General features: G+C 56.7%; 21 protein-coding genes and 1 pseudogene. 7 read left to right on the top strand and 15 right to left on the bottom strand.

What is annotated here, in order from left to right; translation table 11 throughout:
- The first annotated feature begins 13 nt into the window (after window positions 1–13).
- The 3 genes and pseudogenes from araH to V2S86_RS08395 form a co-directional block, all read left to right on the top strand.
- Window positions 14–997 carry an L-arabinose ABC transporter permease AraH gene (gene araH / locus V2S86_RS08405; protein WP_062870690.1) on the top strand — a complete coding sequence of 328 codons (984 nt, stop codon included), beginning with the start codon at window positions 14–16 and terminating at the stop codon, window positions 995–997.
- Window positions 998–1,375: 378 nt separating this feature from the next.
- A complete protein-coding gene (gene araC, locus V2S86_RS08400; protein ID WP_004943909.1) occupies window positions 1,376–2,293 on the top strand; it encodes an arabinose operon transcriptional regulator AraC in 918 nt (305 codons plus the stop codon).
- A 60-nt stretch (window positions 2,294–2,353) separates the two neighbouring features.
- Window positions 2,354–2,575 (top strand): annotated as a pseudogene (locus V2S86_RS08395) (DMT family transporter); the annotation flags it as partial.
- 73 nt (window positions 2,576–2,648) lie between these two features.
- Here the strand turns inward: V2S86_RS08395 and V2S86_RS08390 are convergent.
- From V2S86_RS08390 to idi, 4 genes are all read right to left on the bottom strand, one after another.
- The gene (locus V2S86_RS08390; protein ID WP_330762044.1) at window positions 2,649–3,728 is read right to left on the bottom strand and encodes a terpene synthase family protein; all 1,080 of its coding nucleotides are present in this window, start codon (window positions 3,726–3,728) and stop codon (window positions 2,649–2,651) included.
- Window positions 3,729–3,843: 115 nt separating this feature from the next.
- Window positions 3,844–4,827: a sodorifen biosynthesis class I SAM-dependent methyltransferase SodC gene (sodC, locus tag V2S86_RS08385; protein WP_330762043.1), complete on the bottom strand. Its 984-nt coding sequence runs from the start codon at window positions 4,825–4,827 to the stop codon at window positions 3,844–3,846.
- On the bottom strand, window positions 4,824–6,668 hold the full coding sequence (gene sodB / locus V2S86_RS08380) for a sodorifen biosynthesis 1-deoxy-D-xylulose-5-phosphate synthase SodB (RefSeq protein ID WP_330762042.1): 1,845 nt from the start codon (window positions 6,666–6,668) through the stop codon (window positions 4,824–4,826). The genes sodC and sodB overlap by 4 nt, the downstream gene beginning before the upstream one ends.
- A 26-nt stretch (window positions 6,669–6,694) precedes the next feature.
- Window positions 6,695–7,234, bottom strand: a complete 540-nt coding sequence (gene idi, locus V2S86_RS08375; protein ID WP_330762041.1) for an isopentenyl-diphosphate Delta-isomerase — start codon at window positions 7,232–7,234, stop codon at window positions 6,695–6,697.
- A gap of 468 nt (window positions 7,235–7,702) precedes the next feature.
- Between idi and V2S86_RS08370 the strand changes: the two genes are divergently transcribed.
- Window positions 7,703–8,743 (top strand): oxidoreductase, encoded by a 1,041-nt coding sequence (locus V2S86_RS08370; RefSeq protein ID WP_330762040.1) that lies wholly within the window; start codon window positions 7,703–7,705, stop codon window positions 8,741–8,743.
- A 75-nt stretch (window positions 8,744–8,818) separates the two neighbouring features.
- On the top strand, window positions 8,819–9,814 hold the full coding sequence (locus tag V2S86_RS08365) for a bile acid:sodium symporter family protein (protein ID WP_330762039.1): 996 nt from the start codon (window positions 8,819–8,821) through the stop codon (window positions 9,812–9,814).
- A 32-nt stretch (window positions 9,815–9,846) separates the two neighbouring features.
- Here the strand turns inward: V2S86_RS08365 and add are convergent, their stop codons facing one another.
- The 9 genes from add to V2S86_RS08320 all read right to left on the bottom strand — a co-directional run bounded on the left by add (window position 9,847) and on the right by V2S86_RS08320 (window position 17,329).
- Window positions 9,847–10,845 carry an adenosine deaminase gene (gene add / locus V2S86_RS08360; protein ID WP_330762038.1) on the bottom strand — a complete coding sequence of 333 codons (999 nt, stop codon included), beginning with the start codon at window positions 10,843–10,845 and terminating at the stop codon, window positions 9,847–9,849.
- A gap of 184 nt (window positions 10,846–11,029) precedes the next feature.
- Window positions 11,030–11,608 (bottom strand): AAA family ATPase, encoded by a 579-nt coding sequence (locus V2S86_RS08355; RefSeq protein ID WP_330762037.1) that lies wholly within the window; start codon window positions 11,606–11,608, stop codon window positions 11,030–11,032.
- A complete protein-coding gene (locus tag V2S86_RS08350; protein ID WP_330763175.1) occupies window positions 11,605–12,042 on the bottom strand; it encodes a PTS sugar transporter subunit IIA in 438 nt (145 codons plus the stop codon). The genes V2S86_RS08355 and V2S86_RS08350 overlap by 4 nt, the downstream gene beginning before the upstream one ends.
- 9 nt (window positions 12,043–12,051) lie before the next feature.
- Window positions 12,052–12,321 carry a hypothetical protein gene (locus V2S86_RS08345; RefSeq protein ID WP_330762036.1) on the bottom strand — a complete coding sequence of 90 codons (270 nt, stop codon included), beginning with the start codon at window positions 12,319–12,321 and terminating at the stop codon, window positions 12,052–12,054.
- Between the two features lie 204 nt (window positions 12,322–12,525).
- Complete coding sequence (locus tag V2S86_RS08340; protein ID WP_330762035.1) at window positions 12,526–13,368, bottom strand: class II fructose-bisphosphate aldolase; 843 nt, start codon at window positions 13,366–13,368, stop codon at window positions 12,526–12,528.
- Window positions 13,355–14,722 (bottom strand): PTS sugar transporter subunit IIC, encoded by a 1,368-nt coding sequence (locus V2S86_RS08335; RefSeq protein ID WP_330762034.1) that lies wholly within the window; start codon window positions 14,720–14,722, stop codon window positions 13,355–13,357. Before V2S86_RS08335 ends, V2S86_RS08340 begins: the two co-directional genes overlap by 14 nt.
- The gene (locus V2S86_RS08330; protein ID WP_330762033.1) at window positions 14,715–15,029 is read right to left on the bottom strand and encodes a PTS sugar transporter subunit IIB; all 315 of its coding nucleotides are present in this window, start codon (window positions 15,027–15,029) and stop codon (window positions 14,715–14,717) included. Before V2S86_RS08330 ends, V2S86_RS08335 begins: the two co-directional genes overlap by 8 nt.
- A gap of 10 nt (window positions 15,030–15,039) precedes the next feature.
- Complete coding sequence (locus tag V2S86_RS08325) at window positions 15,040–16,020, bottom strand: 6-phosphofructokinase (protein WP_330762032.1); 981 nt, start codon at window positions 16,018–16,020, stop codon at window positions 15,040–15,042.
- A 553-nt stretch (window positions 16,021–16,573) separates the two neighbouring features.
- The gene (locus V2S86_RS08320; RefSeq protein ID WP_330762031.1) at window positions 16,574–17,329 is read right to left on the bottom strand and encodes a DeoR/GlpR family DNA-binding transcription regulator; all 756 of its coding nucleotides are present in this window, start codon (window positions 17,327–17,329) and stop codon (window positions 16,574–16,576) included.
- 101 nt (window positions 17,330–17,430) lie between these two features.
- Here V2S86_RS08320 and V2S86_RS08315 point away from each other — a divergent pair, with 101 nt between their 5' ends.
- Window positions 17,431–18,027: an NUDIX domain-containing protein gene (locus V2S86_RS08315; protein ID WP_330762029.1), complete on the top strand. Its 597-nt coding sequence runs from the start codon at window positions 17,431–17,433 to the stop codon at window positions 18,025–18,027.
- The gene (locus V2S86_RS08310) at window positions 18,024–18,389 is read left to right on the top strand and encodes an NUDIX hydrolase (protein WP_330762028.1); all 366 of its coding nucleotides are present in this window, start codon (window positions 18,024–18,026) and stop codon (window positions 18,387–18,389) included. Before V2S86_RS08315 ends, V2S86_RS08310 begins: the two co-directional genes overlap by 4 nt.
- Window positions 18,390–18,507: 118 nt before the next feature.
- On the opposite strand, the gene V2S86_RS08305 is transcribed toward V2S86_RS08310, so the two are convergent.
- Window positions 18,508–19,689, bottom strand: coding sequence for a MalY/PatB family protein (locus V2S86_RS08305; RefSeq protein ID WP_330762027.1), 1,182 nt, complete (start codon window positions 19,687–19,689; stop codon window positions 18,508–18,510).
- On the bottom strand, window positions 19,682–21,301 hold the full coding sequence (gene malX, locus V2S86_RS08300) for a maltose/glucose-specific PTS transporter subunit IIBC (protein ID WP_330762026.1): 1,620 nt from the start codon (window positions 21,299–21,301) through the stop codon (window positions 19,682–19,684). Before malX ends, V2S86_RS08305 begins: the two co-directional genes overlap by 8 nt.
- Window positions 21,302–21,380 lie beyond the last annotated feature (79 nt).

Below are 21,380 nucleotides of genomic sequence, written 5' to 3'. Positions count from 1 at the left end.
GAAGGAGAAAGAGATGTCGACCATAACGACCCATTCTGTGAAAAACCGCAGCGGCCGGGGGCTGGCGCGTATCTGGGACAGCTACGGCATGCTGGTGGTGTTCGCGGTGCTGTTTATCGCCTGCGTAGTGTTTGTGCCTAACTTCGGCTCTTTCATCAACATGAAAGGGCTGGGGTTGGCGATATCCATGTCCGGCATGGTGGCCTGCGGCATGCTGTTTTGCCTGGCCTCCGGCGACTTCGATCTGTCCGTCGCCTCGGTCATCGCTTGCGCCGGGGTCACCACTGCGGTGGTGATCAACCTGACCGAAAGCCTGTGGATCGGCGTAGGTGCCGGCCTGCTGTTGGGCGTGGCGTCGGGGTTGATTAACGGCTTTGTCATCGCCCGGTTGAAAATCAACGCCCTGATCACCACGCTGGCCACCATGCAGATCCTGCGCGGCCTGGCCTACATCATTTCCGACGGCAAAGCGGTGGGCATTGAAGACGAACGCTTCTTCACGTTGGGCTACGCCAACTGGTTGGGGCTGCCCGCGCCGATCTGGATCACCGTCGCCTGCCTGATCCTGTTCGGTTTTCTGCTCAACAAAACCACCTTTGGCCGCAATACGCTGGCGATCGGCGGCAACGAAGAGGCGGCGCGCCTGGCCGGGGTACCGGTGGTGCGCACGAAAATCATCATCTTTGTGCTGTCCGGGCTGGTTTCGGCCGCCGCCGGCATCATTCTGGCTTCGCGCATGACCAGCGGCCAGCCGATGACTTCGATCGGCTATGAGCTGATCGTGATCTCGGCCTGCGTACTGGGCGGGGTGTCGCTGAAGGGCGGTATCGGCAAGATTTCCTACGTTATCGCCGGCATCCTGATCCTCGGCACGGTAGAGAACGCGATGAATTTGCTGAATATTTCGCCGTTCTCGCAATATGTGGTGCGCGGCGTGATTCTGCTGGCGGCGGTAATTTTCGACCGCTACAAACAGCAGGCCAAACGCACGGCGTAGAAAATCGCTAACCCTGCTCACAGTTCTGCCATCGGCTCAGGCAGTAATCTGCCGGGCCGATACACTTGGTTATACCCGTCGTCTTTCAAGCTGCAGCGTTGTTGCCTGCACTAAGTTATGTGGCCCGTCCATGGGCCACACCCCTTAGGGGGCCGCTGCGAGCAGCGTTCAAATCTGCTCCCTGCAGATTTGTCACCCCAGTTACTTACTTAAGTAAGCGCCTGGGGATGAGTGAGCTGGGCACCTAGCTGTGCTGTACAGGGATGTACGAATGCCGCGAGCGCATGGATGCGCTAGAGCGGCCAACTCGAAAGCCATAGGGTATAGGATTGTTATCTAAGCTATAAGTTCGTTGCTGAAACCGTTCCGGGAGGACCGATGTATCATCGCATGGCACAGGAACCGCAACCGAACCCGCTGTTACCGGGTTACACCTTCAATGCCTATCTGGTGGCCGGGTTGACGCCGATCATGGCGGACGGCCCGCTGGATTTCTTTATCGATCGCCCCGGTGGCATGAAGGGCTATATTCTCAATCTGACCATCAAGGGCCAGGGCAAGGTGTTTGACGGCGAGGACACCTTATACTGCAATCCCGGTGACCTGCTGCTGTTTCCTCCCAAGGCATCTCATTATTACGGCCGTTCGCCGGACAGCGACTGTTGGTATCACCGCTGGGTTTATTTCCGCCCGCGCGCCTATTGGGCCGATTGGTTGGAATGGCACAGCAAAACCCATGAAGTGGGGCGCCTGACGCTGCCAAACAATAACCTGCTGCTGGAATTCGATCGGCTGTTCGCCAATATCGAACAGACCCAGCGCTCCGGTCGCCGTTTTGCGGAAGAGCTGGGCATGAACCTGTTGGAACGCCTGTTGCTGCGCGCGATGGAAGAAGATCCGCTCAGCCCGCAGAAAATCATGGATCCGCGCGTCATCGAAGCCTGCCAGTTCATCACCGGCAACCTGGCGGGCGAGTTGCGCATTGACGAGGTGGCGCGCCATGTCTGCCTGTCGCCGTCGCGGCTGGCGCATCTGTTCCGCGAGCAGGTGGGTATCAATATCCTGCGCTGGCGCGAAGATCAGCGGGTGATCCGCGCCAAGCTGCTGTTGCAGACCACGCAGGAGTCGATCGCCACCATCGGCCGGGTGGTGGGTTACGACGATCAGCTCTATTTTTCTCGCGTATTCCGCAAGCGGGTGGGCGTCAGCCCAAGCGATTTCCGCCGCCGCAGCCTGGAGATTAACTACCCGGCGAAAAGCGAGCGCCAATCGCCTTATGCCGCCGTTACCGGTTAACCGTAGGGGCGTTGAGGACATGCGCGGTAACCGGGCTGCCAGAGGGAGAGGGAACCCGGTTACCGCGCATACGACTATTTCAGCAGCGGGTTGGAATCCGTGATTTTATCGAGGGCGGTGCTGTTCAACGCCGTCAACGGCATGATCTTCTTCCGTCAGCGGCCCAGCCCAAACGTGCTGCCTGCGGCGGTACTGGGCCTGACCGGGATCGTCACCCTGTTTTGGCAGGATCTGGTCGCCACGCAAATGGCGCCGGAACTGTTGAAAGGCATCGGGATGAACTTATGCCATGAGTTATGGCGCCGGGCGATGGCATCAACCCAACAGACACGTCGCCGATGCCGCTATCCTCCGATTAACGCTGAGCTTCGCGCGCCGGGTCGTATTCCCACCACCAGGCTAAAGAGCCCACAGGTATTGGCGTTCCCTCATCCAGTGGGGGCAATGCCTCGGCGATATCACCGCCGACGTAAGCCAACTCCCCGTCCACTCCGTTTTTGTAACGGTAACGCCGGTTATCCTGGATCCATTCGAACCCTCCGCGGATATAACCATCCAGGCCGCGAATATACTGTTTGATCTCCGGTGACATTCGCGCCAACAAATCGGCCCGTAACCTCAGGTACAGGCTGAAAGTGCGATTGCGAATATCCACGGCCTGTACCACGGCGTCATCATGACTGCAGTGCTGATGATAGTGTAACCAGGCGCAAATATTGTGTTGACGTCCATCGGGTTCCCGAGCCAGTTCCTTACCGTAGGAGTAGATATCACTGTCCCAAACCACAATCATCGCCGCCATTTCGGTCATTGCCCACATCCGGCGGCTGTCCAGATCGCTCTGGCTTATGGGATTTACCGCCGCAATATGAGCCAGTACCGGGAAGACAAGTCCACCGCCTGAACTCAAACGCAACGTGGCACAATCATTAAAGTCCGGCACTTGATGCAGCAGTTTGTTGATCTCGACAAAGAAATACCCGCGCTGTACGGTCACAAAACGGGCACCGTGCAACGGAGAAGCCAGGGTATCGATGCGCTGACGAATATCACGCAACGCCAGCGCATAGCGATCGGTCGGATCAATGATCACCTCCGGCGATTCAAGTGCACGCTGCATATGTTGCATTGCCAACGCTGACGCTGCCGGTTGCTCGCTCATGCCTCCTTCATCGCAATACTCATCGTCGAAGGAAAATGCCCAGGCAACATAATCGGTCATGACTTGCATCAAGGCATCAGACTTGCAGTCCGGGTACATCAATGTCGCCAACTGGCCACAGTTAATGTTACTCAGACGTTCACGGTGCTGATGGTCGCTATACAGTTCCCAACGATCTATCCATGCCACCGTCCCTGCGCTGTATTTTTCCGCATTCGGATAACTCGCCAACAGCAGTGGACAAGCGATGTGAGGTAATTTCACCGGTTCCATGCTATCCCCTTATCAAAAAATGGAATATGTGTGATTATGGCGCTGCCTTTATGCTCCGAGGCGGCCACCAGAGTAGTAGGTACTGACCTGTCCCGTTCCTCGTCCTGATCCCTGTTTATTTAACCGGTTTTTGTGCAATCACGCTGTAAGTAGAAACCTTGTCCTTCAGCAGTGCCACCGACCAGTTTTCAGCCAGCACCCGCAGCTCTTCCAGCGCACCACCCACCCCTTCAGGGAAATGACGTTCGATATTGGCCTTGGAGTCCATCAGCCAGTGCGCTACGTCAACGTTTGACGGCAATACGCGAAAATCCTTTATGGTGAAACCGCTGTCTTCCAGCACCTGGCTAAAGTAAGCCGGCGTTTTTTGATGGCGGCAGGCCAGGCGGTCAACAATATCCGGCGTATCGGACTGGTAGCGATCCGGTTCGACGTTGTACAGGTTGTCGGAGATGATCACCTTGCCACCGGGCCGCACCCGGGTGAATAACGCGCGCATGGCTTTTTCATACAGCTCGTTGGGGAAGTGAGAGATGACGCCGCGGATGATCACCAGATCATAAAGATCATCAGGATCCGGCAACAGTCCGATGTCCTGCGCATTACACAAAAACAGATTGATGCGGCCGCTCAACCCTTGCTCGGCATGGGAGCGGGCGCAGTAGTTGAGCTGCTGGGCGCTGACGTTAACGCCGTCCAACCGTTGGCATTCCGGATAGCGCTCCGCCAGATGTTTGAGGATGTAACCCCAGCCGCAACCGATATCCAGGATACGGCGCATCGCCGGCCGATCGCTGCCGGTTACCCCGGCCAGAAACAACTGCTGCTCGAAATAACGGACACTGGACTCATCCAGCCCCGCGGTGGGCTTCAGCTTTGATATCGGCGTCAGGGCAGGGGCATGAGCCGTATCCTCATACACCCCAAATTGAAACAACAGCGTCTCGCCGATGGCCTTGCGCCAATGTTCCGGTTCTTCGCAGTAGGTCTGTACCACCTTCTCCTCATAGCTGTCGGTATGGCTATCCCGGATCACCTGATACGGCAGGTTTTGTAAATACACCGGATCGGGTGACATCATTTCAGACAGATTGCTCATGGTCGCTCTCCTCGATAAATGCGCGTGTTTTCGCGTAAAAAAGCTTCACTTTCATCGGTAAAACTCCCCACGTCGGCAACAAACTTCGCCACCGGCGGTGTAACAAAGCTGACAATGGCGTTTTCGATGCCGTCGGCGTCCAGACCGCAGGTCGCCAGCAGCTCTGCCGGCTCGCCGTGCTCGACAAAATTATCCGGAAAGCCCAGCAACAAGCTGTTTATTGCGATCCCGGCGGCGGACAGGCATTCCAGGCAGGCGCTCCCCGCGCCGCCGGCGATGCAGCCTTCTTCCACCGTGACCAACGTCTCATGGGTACGCGCCAGGCGCTGCAGCAGCCCAGCGTCGAGCGGCTTGACGAAGCGCATATTGACCACGGTCGCATCCAGTCGGACGCCGGCTTCCAGCGCCGGCGCAACCATCGAACCGAAGGCCAGAATGGCGATCCGCCGCCCAATGCGGTGAACCTGAGCTTTTCCCAACGGCAACGCCGTCATCTCGCGCTGCGGCAGCACGCCGGGGCCACTGCCGCGCGGATAGCGCACCGCCGCCGGGCCATTATGATTCAGCGCGGTATGCAGCATTTGCCGGCACTCATTTTCATCCGCCGGGCACATCAGCAGCAGATTGGGAATGCAGCGCAGATAAGCCAGATCGAACATGCCCATATGGGTCGCTCCATCGGCCCCTACCACGCCGGCGCGATCGATGGCGAAGGTTACCGGCAGTTGCTGGATGGCGATGTCGTGGATAAGTTGGTCATAACCGCGCTGCAGGAAGGTGGAGTAAATCGCCACTACCGGACGCATGCCTTCGGCGGCCAGGCCGCCGGCAAAGGTCACCGCATGCTGTTCGGCGATGCCGACGTCGAAATAGCGATCGGGAAAGCGCTGCTGAAAGGCCACCAGGCCGGAACCTTCACGCATCGCCGGGGTAATGCCGACCACGCGCGCGTCTCGCTCTGCCTCGTCGCACAACCAGTCGCCGAATACCCGCGTATAGGTCAGCTTACCGGCGGCGGTGGGCACTATTCCGGCCTGCGGGCAAAACTTGGCCGGCGCATGGTAGTTCACGGGGTCGGCCTCCGCGTGCGAAAAGCCTTGGCCCTTACGGGTGATGACATGCAGTAACTGCACCCCGCGCCGATCGCGCAGCCGTTCCAGTGCCGGGATCAGCGTTGCCAGATCGTGACCGTCAACCGGCCCCGAGTAGTCAAAGCCCAGGGTGCTGAACAGTGACGCAGATTCACCGCTTTGCAGAGCGACGAGATGCTGTTTCAGCGCGCCGACCGATGGCGAGATCGACATGTCGTTATCGTTGAGGATCACCAGTAAAGGCAGGTCCGGATCGAGCGTGGCGTTGTTCATCGCCTCAAAGGCCAGACCGGCACTGAGCGCGCCGTCGCCAATGACCGCGATGCAGCGCCGGGCCTGCCGCTGCAGCCGGGCGGCGTGCGCCATCCCCAACGCGGCAGAGATTGACGTGCTGGAATGGGCGGTGCCGAAGCTGTCATAGGGGGATTCATCCCGTCTTGGAAAGCCGGAAATGCCGCCCTTTTTGCGCAGGGTGCTCATCTGTCCGCGTCTGCCGGTAATCGCTTTGTGCGGATAACATTGATGACCGACGTCCCAGACAATTCGATCGTTTGGCGTATCAAAGACATAATGCAGCGCCAGGGTTAATTCCACCACGCCGAGATTAGAGGCTAAATGGCCACCGCTTTTTGCGATGCTGGATAATAAAAATGCCCGGAGTTCATTTGCCGCCTGTGCTAATTGTTCACGGGATAACTTCCGTAGATCGGCAGGAAAATTAATTAATTCCAATAAGGTCTCCATCGCCATTCACCAGTCGTTTAATGTGGATAGCATTAACGGGATGCAAGCTTTTCCCATCGTGTTATTTCATTAGTATCATAACTATTTATTATTAACCTGAACCACGTGGTGAATTTTTCCGGATGCAATTCAATCTCATGCAATAACTGGATCACATCAATCCATCGCGAATTTTCTACTTCGTCAGGATTAACATCAGGTTCACCCTCAAACAACCCAACATAAATATGGTCGAACTCATGTTCAGTTAAATTTCCAGGTACTTCAGCATGATAGGTAAAACTGGAGACTTTTTTCAATGGGGTGCAAAACCCCATTTCTTCCTGTAAACGCCGCTGGGCGGCAGCATCGGTAGCCTCACCCCAGCGCGGATGCCCGCAGCAACTGTTGGTCCACAATCCGGCCGAATGGTATTTGCCGAGCGCTCTTTGTTGCAGCAACAATCTTCCTTTGCTATCAAATATAAAGATCGAAAATGCACGATGTAATAGCCCTTGCTGATGAACCGAGAGTTTCCCTTCCGAACGGATAGGATTATCTTTGTCATCAACGAGGATCAGCATATCTTCCACGAGTGACCCCCGAAATAAATTCGATTGCAAGTAGGGTGTTTTTTTGATCAATGAGATTTAATTAAAGACGCATTTTTTTTATTGTCAAATTTTATTTAACGATGGAATTTAAGGAAAATAAATTAATAATGATGATAACCATTTCATGATGAAATATAAGCCAGTGACATATTTTTAACTTATGGCTGAAATTAACGTTAATTCAATGGCGTGGTTTTTTCCCTGACACAACATATTTTATGTCAAAGTCAGGTGATGAATATTTTTGGCTACAGAAACAAAAGGCTCGGCTAGCCCAATGATGCTAAATCCTCTGTCCCCGACGCTAATGAAGTCTCTCGGTCATGTTGACTGAAGTGTGGGATTATTGCGCGTCGCTACCGTTAACATCACATTTACTTCTTGTTCCCGCCTGCGTCATGGTGTCAAATCGGATGGGTCTATAGCGAGCCAGTAAGAGGAAATACCATGGCAGAAAAAATTCGGGTTGGGCTGGTGGGTTACGGCTATGCCAGCAAAACCTTTCATGCGCCGCTGATTGTCGGCACCCCGGGCGTAGAACTGGCCGCCGTGTCCAGCAGCGATGCAGGCAAAGTGCACGCCGACTGGCCTGCAATGACGGTAGTGAGCGATCCGCAGGCATTGTTCAACGACCCCTCTATCGATCTGATCGTCATTCCCACCCCCAACGATACCCACTTCCCGCTGGCGCAGCAGGCGATGGCCGCCGGCAAGCACGTGGTGGTGGATAAACCCTTTACCGTGACATTGTCACAAGCGCAAGAATTGAAACAGCAGGCGGAACAGAGCGGCAAGCTGTTGTCGGTGTTTCACAACCGCCGCTGGGACAGCGATTTCCTCACGCTCAAGACGCTGCTGAAAGAGGGGGCGCTCGGCGAAGTGGTTTACTTTGAATCGCATTTCGATCGCTTCCGGCCGGAAGTGCGTCAGCGCTGGCGCGAACAGGCCGGTGCCGGCACCGGCATCTGGTACGATTTGGGGCCGCACCTGATCGATCAGGCGCTGCAACTGTTCGGCAAGCCGCAAACGCTGTTTGTCGATCTGGGCGAACTGCGCCCTGGCTCGCAATCGGTGGATTATTTCCACGCGGTACTGAACTACGGCGACCGCCGAGTGGTGCTGCACGGCACGGTGCTGGCGGCGGCGGAAACCGCGCGTTATATCGTGCATGGCACCCAGGGCAGCTTTATCAAGTTCGGGCTGGATCCGCAGGAAGACCGCCTGAAAGCCGGTGAACGTCTGCCGCAGGCCGACTGGGGCTACGATATGCGCGACGGTGTAGTGACATTGTCACGTGATGGCCTACTGGCGGAGAAGCCGTTGCTGAGCATTCCCGGCAACTACCCGGCCTATTACGCGGCAATCCGCGATGCGATTAACGGCGAGGGTGAAAACCCGGTGCCGGCCGACGATGCCATCAAAGTGATGGAAATGATCGAGCTGGGCATTGAGTCGGCGAAACAGCAAAGGGCGTTACCGGTAGTCTGAACGCCGTCGTTTCCGCCATTCATGGTTCCGGGTTCGCTTGTCGAACCCGTTTTATTCTTCGAGGGATCCCTATTCATGTCTTGGTTACAGCGTCTGCGCATTGATAAGTTTTTATTGGTCCTGATTTTGGTGGTGATCGTCGCCTCGATCTTCCCCTGCGAAGGGGTATGGAAAACGTTCTTCGAACGCCTGACAACCGCTGCCATTGCGCTGCTGTTCTTTATGCATGGCGCCAAGCTGTCGCGCGAGGCGATTATCGCCGGCATGAGCCACTGGAAACTGCATCTGGTGGTGTTCCTCAGTACTTTTGCGCTGTTCCCGCTATTGGGGCTGGCGATGAATTGGATGGTGCCGGGGTTGATGACGCCGACGGTTTATCTGGGCTTCCTCTATCTGTGCGCATTGCCGGCGACGGTGCAGTCGGCCATCGCTTTCACTTCCGCGGCGGGCGGTAACGTGGCCGCGGCGATTTGCAGCGCTTCGGCGTCCAGTATCCTCGGCGTTTTCCTGTCGCCGTTGCTGGTAGGAGCCTTGATGCATACCCAGGGCGGGAACACCGACGTGCTGCACGCCATCGGTTCGATCATCTTGCAACTGATGGTGCCGTTTGTGGTGGGGCACCTGGCGCGGCCGTTGATCGGTAAATGGGTCGATCGCCACCGCAAGCTGATCAACATCACTGACCGTTCATCGATATTGCTGGTGGTGTATACCGCGTTCAGCGCGGCGGTGGTGGAAGGTATCTGGCACCGGATTGACGGCTGGTCGTTGCTGACCATTCTGGTGATGTCGCTGGTGCTGCTGACTGTGGTGCTGATTATCAACACTTACACTGCGCGCTGGTTGGGGTTCGATACCGCCGATGAGATCACCATTGTGTTCTGCGGCTCGAAAAAGAGCCTGGCGAACGGCATTCCGATGGCCAACGTGCTGTTTCCGGCCGCAGCGGTGGGGGCCATGGTGCTGCCGCTGATGATTTTCCATCAGGTGCAACTGATGGTGTGCGCCGTACTGGCGCAGCGCTATGCGCGCAAAACCGCCAAACAGCGAGAGGCGCTGGCGGTGAAATAAACCGGGGCGCGTTATACGCGCCCCTTGCTTCATCAGCCTCGTACTTTATCGCGCAAAGCCTGCTTTTCCTGCTCGCTGAGGAACGCCATTTTCAGGCCGTTTTCCTGTGCGGTGCGGATTTCCGCCGGCGTCAACCCGGCCTGTGGCGCCGCTACCCGATATTCGTGTTCGATCTCGATGCCCTGAACCGCCGGGTCATCGGTGTTGATCGAGGCCAGCACGCCGTGGCGCAGGAATTTCGCCAGCGGGTGCTGGGCCAGAGAAGAGACGGTGCTGGTCTGAATATTGGAGGTCAGGCAGGATTCGATGCCGATGCCGTGTTCAGCCAGGAAGTCCATCAGCGCCGGATCTTCAATCGCTTTCACCCCGTGGCCGATACGTTCGGCACCCAGCTCGCGGATCGCCTGCCAGATGCTTTCCGGGCCTGCGGCTTCGCCCGCGTGCACGGTAATGCGCAAGCCGGCGTCACGGGCGCGGTTGAAGTGGCTGAGGAACAGGCTGCCCGGGAAGCCCAGCTCGTCACCGGCCAGATCCAGTGCGGTAATGCCGTCGCGATGCGCCAACAGGCCTTCCAGCTCTTGCAAACAGGCCGCTTCGCCAAAGGTACGGCTCATGATGCCGATCAGGCGGACATCGATGCCCCGATCGCGAACGCCGGAACGAATGCCGTCGATCACCGCGTCGACTACGCCAGCCACCGGCAATTGGTGTTTCATCGCCATGTAATACGGCGAGAAGCGCAGCTCGGCATAGTGCAGCCCGGCATTGGCCGCGTCCTCTACGTTTTCATAGGCTACCCGGCGGCAGGCATCCAGGTCGCCCAGCACCGCCACGCCCCAGTCCAGCTTTTGCAGAAAGCTGATCAGATCCGGTTCGGCATGGGTGATTTGCACGTGCGGGCGCAACGCTTCCAGCTCGTCAGCGGGCAGAGCCAGATTGAACTGACGGCCCAGATCGAGAATGGTTTGCGCACGGATGTTGCCGTCGAGGTGACGGTGAATGTCGGTAAGCGGTAGGCGGGAGTCAATCATGATCTGCACTCGTTATTTTGTTGTAGGTAAAGTGCATATCAGTATAAAAACAAAAGAATGAAAATTGCCATTAGGTTGCATAAAAAAGTGATTAATATCACATTAATTGCGAAGGGCGTTGCATTTTTGTGCAATGGCGGGAGAAGCTCCCGCGCTTGCTCCCGGCCCGCAGTCGCGGAAAACATCAACCCGCCATCCGCTTGCCGATGTTATCGCCACCTATGCCGTACTCCGTCAGCGAGTCGACAATCCTGCGGATTTCCAGCGGTTGGGCCTGCTCAACCCGGATCACCGGGCCGATGGCCATCGGGGCGGCGCGTTCGGCCAGCGCCCGCAATTCAGGCAAATATTCTGCACCGGGATGGCCTTTGGGGCGTTGCCCGATGCGCGAAGCATAGCGCTCTGCCGCCAGCTCGCCGGAAATCTGGTTCCACACCTCCAGGGGGTGCGTCACCCCGGCTTCACGCAGGTAATGACGCAACTCCTCTCTGGGCTGAAAGCCGAACCAGGCGTCGATAACGTAAGTACAGCAGTCGGGCGCCTGCGCCACGATTGACCAAATGGCTTCATAAGCGGCGCAGCCAAGCCGCCGGTTCAGCCCCCGATCCACGTTGTCCAGCCGCGACATAAAAGGCTCCTTGATGCCGTCGATGGCCAGATAAGGCAGGCCGAAATGCTGCGCCAAAGCCTGCGCGACGGTGCTTTTGCCGGAGGCAGGAACGCCATTGACCAGAATGACGGTTTTTCCGCTTGCCAGAGTCATAATATGTCCACCACCTCTTGCCATATTTTCGCCGCGCGGAGCTTGTCGAGCCGCTCTTTATTGTCCAGTAAATCGACAATGGCGCGAATGCCTTCTTCAATATGCCGGTTACTGTCGGTTGCGCCGAACAGGATGACGATATCGGCCTTTTCGCTGTCGCGAAAGGCGATGGGCTCCTCCAGCAACACCATGCTGAAGCAGTTTTTAATTACCCCGCACTCCGGCCGCGCATGGGGGATGGCGATGCCTTCGTCAAACACGTAATAAGCGCCATGGGCCAGCGTATTGCTGATCACCGCCTGATAATAAGAGGCATGAATATAGCCGTTATCCACCAAGGGCTGCGCCGCCAGCGTAATGACCTTTTTCCAGTCCGTTTCCTTGACGCCGACCTGTATGGCGCCGGCCTCAATCAGCAGTTGTTTAATTGTCATCATGATCCCTCAGAGATTTTTCCTGATAATATTGCGCAGCTCGTCCATCTTGATAAAAACGGTATCGATATATTGGCGATGATGCTGGCTTTTGGCATAAATCTTTACTGCCCGATTATAGGCCAGCATTAATGCCTTATGGATTTCGCCGTCCGCCGGTGTTGCCGCCAACCGCCGTTCCAGTGCGTTAATTTCGGCTGAAATTTCATTGGTTTCATCATCGTAATGCGTGGCGTGCAGCGTTTCTTTTTCCCGCTGGCGCTTCATAAAATTAAACATATATTCTCCCGTCTATACCTGCGCTTTTCACGCCGCGGCATGGTGTATCAATCAGCCCCGGCAAGGGCGAATATATTCGGCCCCGACTCAGGCAGGCACAGCATGCCGTGCCCCTGCAATAGCTGGGGATCCGGGACTGATGAATTAACCGCTTGACCGCGACTTGAAATGCACAGGGTTTATATTAAGAACTCATGACAACCGTTATTTAAACAGGCCGATCTTTTCCGTTAATACCTCGGTGACGGCATTATTGGCCGGGATCAGGAATTTCCGCACGCTGTCGTTCACTTTGCCTTTTTCAAACGTCTGCTTGCAGCGCCCAACCCACTGCACGTTCATCTCGGTGCCCACGTTGACCTTTTCAATGCCGCCGGCCACCGCGCGCCGCATATCTTCATCGCTGACCCCGGTGCCGCCGTGCAACACCAGCGGGGTATGGGTGGCCTCGGTGATTTCCGCCAGGCGCTGGTGCTGGATATGCGCCTTGCCGGTATACAGCCCGTGAACGGTACCGACCGATACGGCCAGCATGTCGACCCCGGTTTCGTCTACAAAGCGCTTGGCGTCTTCCACGGTGGTAAAACAGATATCCTCTTCCGCGACCGCCTTGCCGTCCTCCGAACCGCCGATGGCGCCCAGTTCAGCCTCCACCGAGACGTTACGTTGGCGGGCAATGTCGATCACCTTGCGGGTATTGGCGATATTCTCGTCCATATCAAGATGAGAACCGTCATACATCACCGAACTGAAACCGGCATCAATCGCCGTCTCGATGGCGGCGATGTCCGAGCAGTGATCCAGATGCAGACAGGTGGGCACGTCTTCGCTTGCCGACAGCGAGCGCACCGAATCAACCAGCAGCCGGTAACCCAGATATTCGGCGGTCCCGGTGGAAATCTGGATCATCAGCGGGCTGTGGGTCGCCTTGGCCGCCCTGAAAAAGGCCGGGAGCATCTCCAGACAATGGAGATTGAATGAGCCTATCGCCTTGAAGTCGCGGGCCTTGGCAACGGACAACAGCTCGTTGAAATTATAGAGTTTCATGGACTTTTCCCTCATGGTGCTTGGTTGATTTACCGTTAACAAACCACGCAATCAGCGTGACGAAGACAATGAACAGGGTGATGAACAGCCAGTTGCCCTGGAAGGCATGGCCCATCACCAGGCCGCTGCTGATGACGTCGGAATCGCTGAAGGTCACGCCGACAAAGCCGTAACTTTCCAGCATCGGCACCAGAATGGCCGGCAGGAAGGTGATGAACAGACCGTGAACCACGCCACCGATCATCGCACCGCGCCGCCCGCCAAGGGCGTTACCGAAAATGCCTGCGGTGCCGCCGGCGAAGAAGTTGGTGAGCAGGCCGGGCAGGATCATCGCCAGACCGAACATCGGGAAAACGATCATGCCGATGATTGAACCCAGGGTCGTGGCCAGGAAGCCGACAATCACCGCATTGGGCGCATAGGGGAACAGCACCGGGCAATCCAGCGCCGGGCGGGCATCCGGTACGATGCGCATGGCAATGCCGCGAAACGCCGGCACCAGCTCATTCAGCAACAGACGCACGCCGCTGTAGAGGATAAACACGCCGGCGACGAACTGAATGGCCTGCATAAAGGAGTACATCAGGTAGTTCATGCCACCGGCGTATTGGGCGATGAACTGCGGCCCGGCCGCCAGCGCGGGGATCAGGTACATCGGGATCATCACCACCGCCATCGACAGATAGGTGTCTTGCAGAAACTTGAAGTTGTCGGGTAACTCCAGATCCTCGGTGGAACGCGAACCTTTGCCGACCACCTTGGCGACCGCCGCCTGCACCAGATAACCGATGGTGCAGAAGTGCCCCAGCGCCACCTCGTCCGAACCGGTGATTTTGCGCACTACCGGTTGCGCCAGCGCCGGCATCAACACCGCCATCACGCCGCCAAAGATCCCGCCGGTCAAAATCAGCGGCATCCCGGTCAGCCCGGCTTTATAGCCGATCACCGCGCCAATGGTGGCCATCCACAACAACGCCTGCCCGGTCAGGAAAATGTATTTGAACGGGGTGATGCGGGCGATGATGATATTCACGGCGAAAATCACCAGCAGCGTCATCGCCACTTCAGAGCCCAGCTCGCGGTTGGCCAGGCCGGCAATGGCGGCGACGTCGGTGATGTAACCGGTCATGCCGAAGCCGTGGGTGAAGATGCTGTTCAGATAGGTCAGGGCGCCGACGATGATGTTGATGCCGGCCATCATGATCAGAAAGCCCAACAGCGTTTTGAACGTGCCTTCGGCAACCTTGCCGGTGGATTTTTTCTGCAGCAACAATCCCAGCATGGCGATAAAGGCAATCAGGATCGACGCCTGGCCAAGCAGATCTTTGACGATAAAATCGATCAGGCTACTCATGATGGGGGTCCTTCATGTCGCGCTCTTTCAAAAAAGCCACAATCTTTTGCTCTATTTCCACTTTATCGGTGAGCCGGTGGAGAACAATGACCCGTTTTTTTTCCTCTTCACTGGCGTCGGCATTTAAAATGTCGGCGAAGGTTTTTTGGGTAAGAATAATATCTGATTTAAAGGCGCCGGCCTCAGAGATCGTGGTGTGATCAATATCGGCTTCAATCTCTAATTTTTTCAGCACCGCTTTTGCGCTCATTTCGATGGCAAAGCTGGAGCCGAGGCCGCAGCCGCAAACACACAGTATTTTAAGCATGGACATCTCCTCAGATTATATTTAACTGCCTGGCGAGTTTGTAATGGTGTCCTTCGGTATCGACCAAACGTTTTTGCATGCTGATTAAATCAATCGGAATAGGTTGGTTGCCGGCATTAATAATGACGGCCTTGTTTTTCATTCCGGAATGAATACAGCGCACGACTTCGCTGGCCATCAATGTTCCCTGATAGATCTCTTCGCAAGTGGGATCGCCATTGCGCAGACCGTACCCCACGATGGTTTTGCGAATACGCACGCCAATCTTGGGTTCCAGCTGTTTAATCATGGTGTCGATCGCCCCCTGGAAACCTGGCGAATACTCTTTGGTGTATCCCTCCGAACATAAAATGATCACGCTGTTTTGCCGCTCCAGCCGGTGGGTTATTTTTTCCGCCAATGCGTTCAAGGGATGTTGGCATTCTGGGATCAGGGCAAAGTCCGCATTGGATTTTATCGCCGATTGCAGCGTCAATTCCCCGCAGTAACCACCGAGCAGCTCAATCATAAATACGCGGCCCGGCAGGGCGCGCCCGGTGTTTCTCAGCTTGGAGACCTCTTTTATCACCTGTTCGCAAGCGGTAGAAAAGCCAATGGTGTAGCCGCTGCCGAAAACGTCATTGTCGATGGTCATGCCCACGCCAAAACAGTTAACGCCAAACTCACTGAGCGTATTTAAAAACTGCAGCGAGCCGTCGCCGCCGGCCATAATAAGCACGTCAATGTGCAGCGCTTTAAGTTGCTTGCCGATAGTTTCATATTCACTGGCGACCAGTTTCTTTGCCGTGCGGCCTGAAGAGATAATCGGCATCGATGAAATGGAGAAATCGACCAGATCGCGCCGGGTGATGGAATGATATTGATTAGCCAGTAATCCCGGTATTCCGCCGTTAAACAGAACGATATCTGCCTGCGCCAGCCTGGCGACCTGGAAAATAAAGTTGTTGATGCCACTGACATCGCCACCGCTTATTACTACGCCGATTTTCATATGCCTGCTCCCAGCCCGTTCCGTTGCAGCTATTGTTATTTTTGGTATCGGTAAAATTTGCAAGCGATATCACAAAACAATCACAAATATTTCCTTGGAACACATTGACAGCACTATTGAGAGTGATTTTTCTGTGAGGTTTGTCTCGTTTTTGTTTTTGATAAATAAAAGAGAAAAGGTGACTATTTATTGATAATCAATATGTTGCCATTCGATTGCTGCGGTTTTTTTATAAAGCGGGAAAAATAGCGGATTGGGCCGGGATCAGTTTAATGAAATGTGATTACTCTCGCATTTTTTGTGGCAGTGAGACGAATGCGTAAAATTAATATCCCTCAATATGGGGGCAGGATTAAATAGCTGAGCCTACTAACTAATAGTGCTACAGGTCAGGAGCATGCAGAGCACCGACACGCCGTGAATCCATCCATGGAGGCTCGCATCGTCAACTAACCTGCATGTCCCCACCCGTCCCAAGCTTGGAGTGTTGCGGTATTAAACGCAGCCATTTAATAACCGTGCATTGATTAAGTCTTTTATTTGGCCGTGCCACTCAGGCCCTCACCACCGTGACCCCGGCCTGTTCCAGCGGGGCGATCAGCGCGGCGTCGGTGGCGCGTTCGACAATAATGCTCTGCGCCAGCGTGATGTCGCCAATGGCATACTGTGAGGCGGCGTTCAGCTTGGCGGCGGAGGCCAACACCACGGTTTCTGCCGCCCGTGCCGCCAGCGCGCGCTTGATATAGGCTTCTTCGAGATCGCCGGTGCTCAGCCCGGCGGTCGGGTGCACGCCCGTCACGCCCATAAAGTAAATGTCGGCGCGGATGTGCGACATGGCTTCCACCGCGGCGGCACCCACGCTGACGATCGAGTGTTTATACAGTCGTCCGCCGATCAGAATCACCTCCACTTTGGGATGTTCAACCAACCCGACCGCTACGCTGGGGCTGTGGGTGACGATAGTCGCCTCCAGCGTAGGCGGCAGCTGTTTCACCAGCTCGGCGGAGGTGGTGCCCCCATCGATGATCACCACCTGGCCGGGGGCGATCATTGCCGCTGCGGCTTTGGCTATCGCGCGTTTGGCAGCGGATTCCTGCCCGTTTCTTTCGGCAAAGGTGCCGATGGCGGGGGAGACCGGCAACGCGCCGCCGTGCACCCTTTGCAGCAGCCCTTCGCTGTCCAGCTCACGCAGATCGCGGCGGAGGGTGTCTTCGGACAGCCCGAACATTTCGCTGAGCTGTTTGGCCAGCACCTGTCCGTCCTGTGCCAGTTTTTCCAGAATAATTTTTTTGCGCTGACTGGTGAGCATCCTGTTGTCCCGTTAAATTTGCATTGCACGAAATATCTTGATCATACACGAAACTGCACGATAGTATCCAGTTCCTTTCCTGAGTTGTGGAGTTGACCGCTATGATTGCGACCAAAGATCGGGTTCGTATCCTTGAAACCCGGGTGCTGTCTGATGACTGGTATCTGCTGAAAAAAACCACCTTCGATTTTTTGCGCCGTGATGGCGTATGGCAACGGCAAAGCCGCGAAACTTACGATCGCGGCGACGGCGCGACCATTTTGCTGTTTAACCGGCAGGCGCAAAAGGTGGTGCTGACGCGCCAGTTCCGTTTCCCGGTGTTCGTCAACGGCCACGACGGCATGCTGATAGAGGCCGCTGCCGGCTTGCTGGACAATGCCTCGCCGGAGGAGCGCATTCGCGCCGAAGCGGAGGAAGAAACCGGCTATCGGGTGCAAAACGTGCAAAAGGTGTTCGAGGCCTATATGAGCCCCGGTTCGGTGACCGAAAAACTGCATTTCTTTGTTGGGGAATATGATGCCGGCAGCCGGGTGAGCGACGGCGGCGGGGTGGAGGCGGAAGGCGAAGACCTCGAGGTGATCGAGATGCCGCTGGCGGACGCTCTGCACGCCATCCGGCAAGGAACCATTGTGGATGCCAAAACCATTATGCTGCTGCAGTTTGTGGCGCTTAACCGTAGCCTGGAGAATAGCTTATGAGTGCTCAATTGATTCTGATAGCCGGCCCATACCGCAGCGGCACCGACGGCGATCCGCAGCGCATCGCCGCTAACCTGCACCGTCTGGAGCAGGCGGCGCTCGAGGTGTATCGGCGCGGGCATGTGCCGGTGATTGGCGAATGGCTGGCGCTGCCGTTGGCGGCGGCGGCCGGTTCAACCCAATTGGGGGATAAGGTCAGCGAGGCGTTTCTCTACCCGGTGGCCCATCGGCTGATTGCCCAATGCCAGGCTATTTATCGTATTGAAGGCGCATCGGCGGGGGCGGATAACGACGTATTGCTGGCCAATGAGCGCGGGTTGAGCGTGTATTACCGCCTCGAGGATATTCCGCAGGCGCAATGAGCAGGGGGCGAACATAGGTTCGCCCTGAATGAACGCCTTGCTTGCAATAGCGGGCGCAGCCTGTAACCGGTGACGGCCTGATCACTCCTCGTCGACCGGCCCGAGCCGGCCCGCTCGACTACACCTCGCCCAGAACAAACCTCAGCCCGCTAATCAGTTTATCCATGCCGGCTTCCACCTTGCTGCGCGGGCAACCGACGTTCAGTCGCAGGAAACCGCGGCCCTCTTCGCCGTATGTGAAACCCGGCATAATCGCGACCTTCTCGCGGTCGATCAGCACCTGTTGCAGTTGGCTGTCATCAATGCCGAGCGGGCGTAGATCGATCCAGGCCAAATAGGTGGCCTGCGGCGGTTGCCAGGCGAGCGCCGGGAACGCCCGGTTCAGCCGTTCGGCGACGTAGGTCAGGTTGTCTTGCAGATAATCGCGCAACGCATCCAGCCAGGGTTCGCCGTGTCGGTAGGCGGCAATGTGCGCCACCACCGCCAACACCGCCGGTGAGGACAGCCCGTCGCGGCTTTTCAGCAGTTGGGTGTAGGCGTCGCGAGCGGCATCGTCGCTGATAAACCCGTAGGCACCGGTCAGCGCCGGAATATTGAAGGTTTTGGAGCCGGAGGTCAGCAGAGCCCAGGGCGTGGTCGCCACCTGGCTCCAGGGCGTGTGGCGCCTTTCGCCCCACACCATGTCCATATGGATCTCATCGCTGATCACCCGGACGTCATGACGTTCGCACAGCTCGGCCATCTGCTGCAACTCCGCCACACTCCACACCTTGCCGGTCGGGTTGTGCGGGCTGCACAACAGCAGGATTTTGGTTTGCGGCCGCGCCAGCAGCGCTTCCAGGTGCGCCATATCGCACCGCCATTGGTCGCCGTCCTTGTGCAACGGGCAGGCCAAGAGTTGGCGCTGATTACCGAGGATCACCTTATAAAAGGCGTCATAGGCCGGCGTGTGAGTGACCACGAATTCTCCCGGCGCTGACCACAGGCGGATCATCTGTGCTGCCATGTAGATCACCGATGGACCGTAAACCGCCATCCCGGTGTCGCTCGGCGTGTTGAAGCGCTGCTGATACCAGTGACGCACTGCGCCGAGAAAATCCTCATGCTGCCAGCGGCTGTAGCCCAGCACGCCATGCTGAAGGCGCTGCTGCAGCGCCTCGATAATGCAGGGGGCGGTGGCGAAATCCATATCGGAGATGGTGAACGGCAACAGGTCATCGCTGCCAAAGCGGTCGGCAATGTAATCCCACTGCGTGCACCAGGTGCCGTGCCGATCGACCGGAGTAGAAAAATCAAACATGTGACGCTCCCTGCAGGGCGGCGGCAGGAGGCGCCGCCGCTATCAGTGAGTCTAATTCATCTTTCACCGATTGTACCTGCGGGCCGATCACCACTTGCAGATTATGGTCATTGAGGTGCACCACGCCAATGGCGCGGTTGGCCTTCAGCGCCGCATCATCCACCTTGCTCATGTCGCTGACCGACAGGCGCAGGCGGGTGATGCAGTTATCCAGCGAAACGATATTCTCGCTGCCGCCCAGCGCCGCCAAAATGGCCGGCACGTTATAACCGGATTTACCGACCGCGCCCACCGGCGCGCTTTGGCTGGCGGCGGTGTCGCTCTCGCGGCCCGGCGTTTTGAGGTTAAAGCGCTGAATGGAGAAGCGGAAAATGGCGTAGTAGGCGGCAAACCAGATGGCGGCGACCATCGGCACCAGATACCACTTGGTGGCGGTGCCGTGCAGGATACCGAACACCACGAAATCGATGATATTGCCGTCGGTGTTCCCGATGGTCACGCCCAGCAGCGCCATCACGGTGAAGCCCAGCCCGGTAAGAATGGCGTGGATGAAGTACAGGAAAGGTGCCACAAACAGGAACAGAAACTCGATCGGCTCGGTGGTGCCACCGACTACGCAGGCCACCACGCCGGAGATCAGCAGCCCCTTGATTTTATGACGGTTTTCCGGCCTGGCGCAGTGATACATCGCCAACGCCGCACCCGGCAGGCCGCCGAGGAACGCCGGCATTTTACCCTGCGACAGGAAGCGGGTAGCGCTTTCGGCAAAGCCGGTGGTGGTTGGGCAGGAGAGCTGCGCCTGGAAAATGGTCAGGGCGCCGCTGACGCTGTGGCCGCAAACGTCCAACGTACCGCCCGCTTCGGTAAAGCGGATCAACGCCACCAGAATATGGTGCAAACCGAAGGGTAACAGCAGGCGTTCGCCGGTGCCGAAAATCATCGGGCCAAAAGCGCCCGCGCCGTTGATCACCCAGCCAAGGCCGTTGATGCCGGCGGCGAACCAGGGCCAAATCAGCGGAATAACCAGCCCGCACAGGCCCAGCACCAGGGTGGTGACGATCGGCACAAAGCGGGTGCCGCCGAAGAACGCCAGCGCGTCCGGCAGGCGGATGGTATTGAAACGCTCATGCAGCAGATAAACGATAATACCGACGATCACCGCGCCCAAAATGCCGGTGTCGATTGACTGGATACCGAGGATGTTCTGGATGTTATTGGCTTTTAACACCAACGGATCTGTGGTGGGCAGAATGCCGGTGGTGGTCAGATAAAAATTGGTCGCCAGGTTGAGCACGGCAAAACCGACAAAGCCGGAAAACGCGGCGACGCCTTTGTTTTCACGCGCCATGCCCAGCGGAATGGCGATGGCGAACATCACCGGCAAGAAGCTAAAGGCAAAAGAGCCCATCTTGCTCATCCAGGTGAACAGCAGCTGGAAGGCGGGGTGGCCGATAAAAGGCAGCAGAGTGATGACATCGCGGCTGCTCAGCGAACTGCCGATCCCCAGCATGATGCCGCAAAAGGACAGCAAGGCGACGGGCAACATGAATGTTTTGCCCAGGCTCTGGAAAAACTCCCAGAGCGTTATTTTTTGTTTTTTAGATGCTGGCATGACCGGCGGCTCCTGGCGAAAAAACGTGCAAAAGTAATGTGTGCCCTGTTAGGTAAAAATAAGATAAAACGTTTTACCT

It is taken from the genome of Serratia sp. C2(1) (assembly GCF_036352655.1).
Lineage (GTDB): Bacteria > Pseudomonadota > Gammaproteobacteria > Enterobacterales > Enterobacteriaceae > Serratia > Serratia inhibens.
The sequence above is the reverse complement of the archived record's forward strand: the minus strand, read 5'-3'. Positions and strand labels throughout refer to the sequence as shown.

Coding starts and splice junctions, on each gene's coding strand:
- araH (WP_062870690.1), top strand. CDS start 14: ATGTCGACCATAACGACCCATTCTGTGAAAAACCGCAGCGGCCGGGGG.
- araC (WP_004943909.1), top strand. CDS start 1,376: ATGTATCATCGCATGGCACAGGAACCGCAACCGAACCCGCTGTTACCG.
- V2S86_RS08390 (WP_330762044.1), bottom strand. CDS start 3,728: ATGGAACCGGTGAAATTACCTCACATCGCTTGTCCACTGCTGTTGGCG.
- sodC (WP_330762043.1), bottom strand. CDS start 4,827: ATGAGCAATCTGTCTGAAATGATGTCACCCGATCCGGTGTATTTACAA.
- sodB (WP_330762042.1), bottom strand. CDS start 6,668: ATGGCGATGGAGACCTTATTGGAATTAATTAATTTTCCTGCCGATCTA.
- V2S86_RS08370 (WP_330762040.1), top strand. CDS start 7,703: ATGGCAGAAAAAATTCGGGTTGGGCTGGTGGGTTACGGCTATGCCAGC.
- V2S86_RS08365 (WP_330762039.1), top strand. CDS start 8,819: ATGTCTTGGTTACAGCGTCTGCGCATTGATAAGTTTTTATTGGTCCTG.
- add (WP_330762038.1), bottom strand. CDS start 10,845: ATGATTGACTCCCGCCTACCGCTTACCGACATTCACCGTCACCTCGAC.
- V2S86_RS08355 (WP_330762037.1), bottom strand. CDS start 11,608: ATGACTCTGGCAAGCGGAAAAACCGTCATTCTGGTCAATGGCGTTCCT.
- V2S86_RS08350 (WP_330763175.1), bottom strand. CDS start 12,042: ATGACAATTAAACAACTGCTGATTGAGGCCGGCGCCATACAGGTCGGC.
- V2S86_RS08345 (WP_330762036.1), bottom strand. CDS start 12,321: ATGTTTAATTTTATGAAGCGCCAGCGGGAAAAAGAAACGCTGCACGCC.
- V2S86_RS08340 (WP_330762035.1), bottom strand. CDS start 13,368: ATGAAACTCTATAATTTCAACGAGCTGTTGTCCGTTGCCAAGGCCCGC.
- V2S86_RS08335 (WP_330762034.1), bottom strand. CDS start 14,722: ATGAGTAGCCTGATCGATTTTATCGTCAAAGATCTGCTTGGCCAGGCG.
- V2S86_RS08330 (WP_330762033.1), bottom strand. CDS start 15,029: ATGCTTAAAATACTGTGTGTTTGCGGCTGCGGCCTCGGCTCCAGCTTT.
- V2S86_RS08325 (WP_330762032.1), bottom strand. CDS start 16,020: ATGAAAATCGGCGTAGTAATAAGCGGTGGCGATGTCAGTGGCATCAAC.
- V2S86_RS08320 (WP_330762031.1), bottom strand. CDS start 17,329: ATGCTCACCAGTCAGCGCAAAAAAATTATTCTGGAAAAACTGGCACAG.
- V2S86_RS08315 (WP_330762029.1), top strand. CDS start 17,431: ATGATTGCGACCAAAGATCGGGTTCGTATCCTTGAAACCCGGGTGCTG.
- V2S86_RS08310 (WP_330762028.1), top strand. CDS start 18,024: ATGAGTGCTCAATTGATTCTGATAGCCGGCCCATACCGCAGCGGCACC.
- V2S86_RS08305 (WP_330762027.1), bottom strand. CDS start 19,689: ATGTTTGATTTTTCTACTCCGGTCGATCGGCACGGCACCTGGTGCACG.
- malX (WP_330762026.1), bottom strand. CDS start 21,301: ATGCCAGCATCTAAAAAACAAAAAATAACGCTCTGGGAGTTTTTCCAG.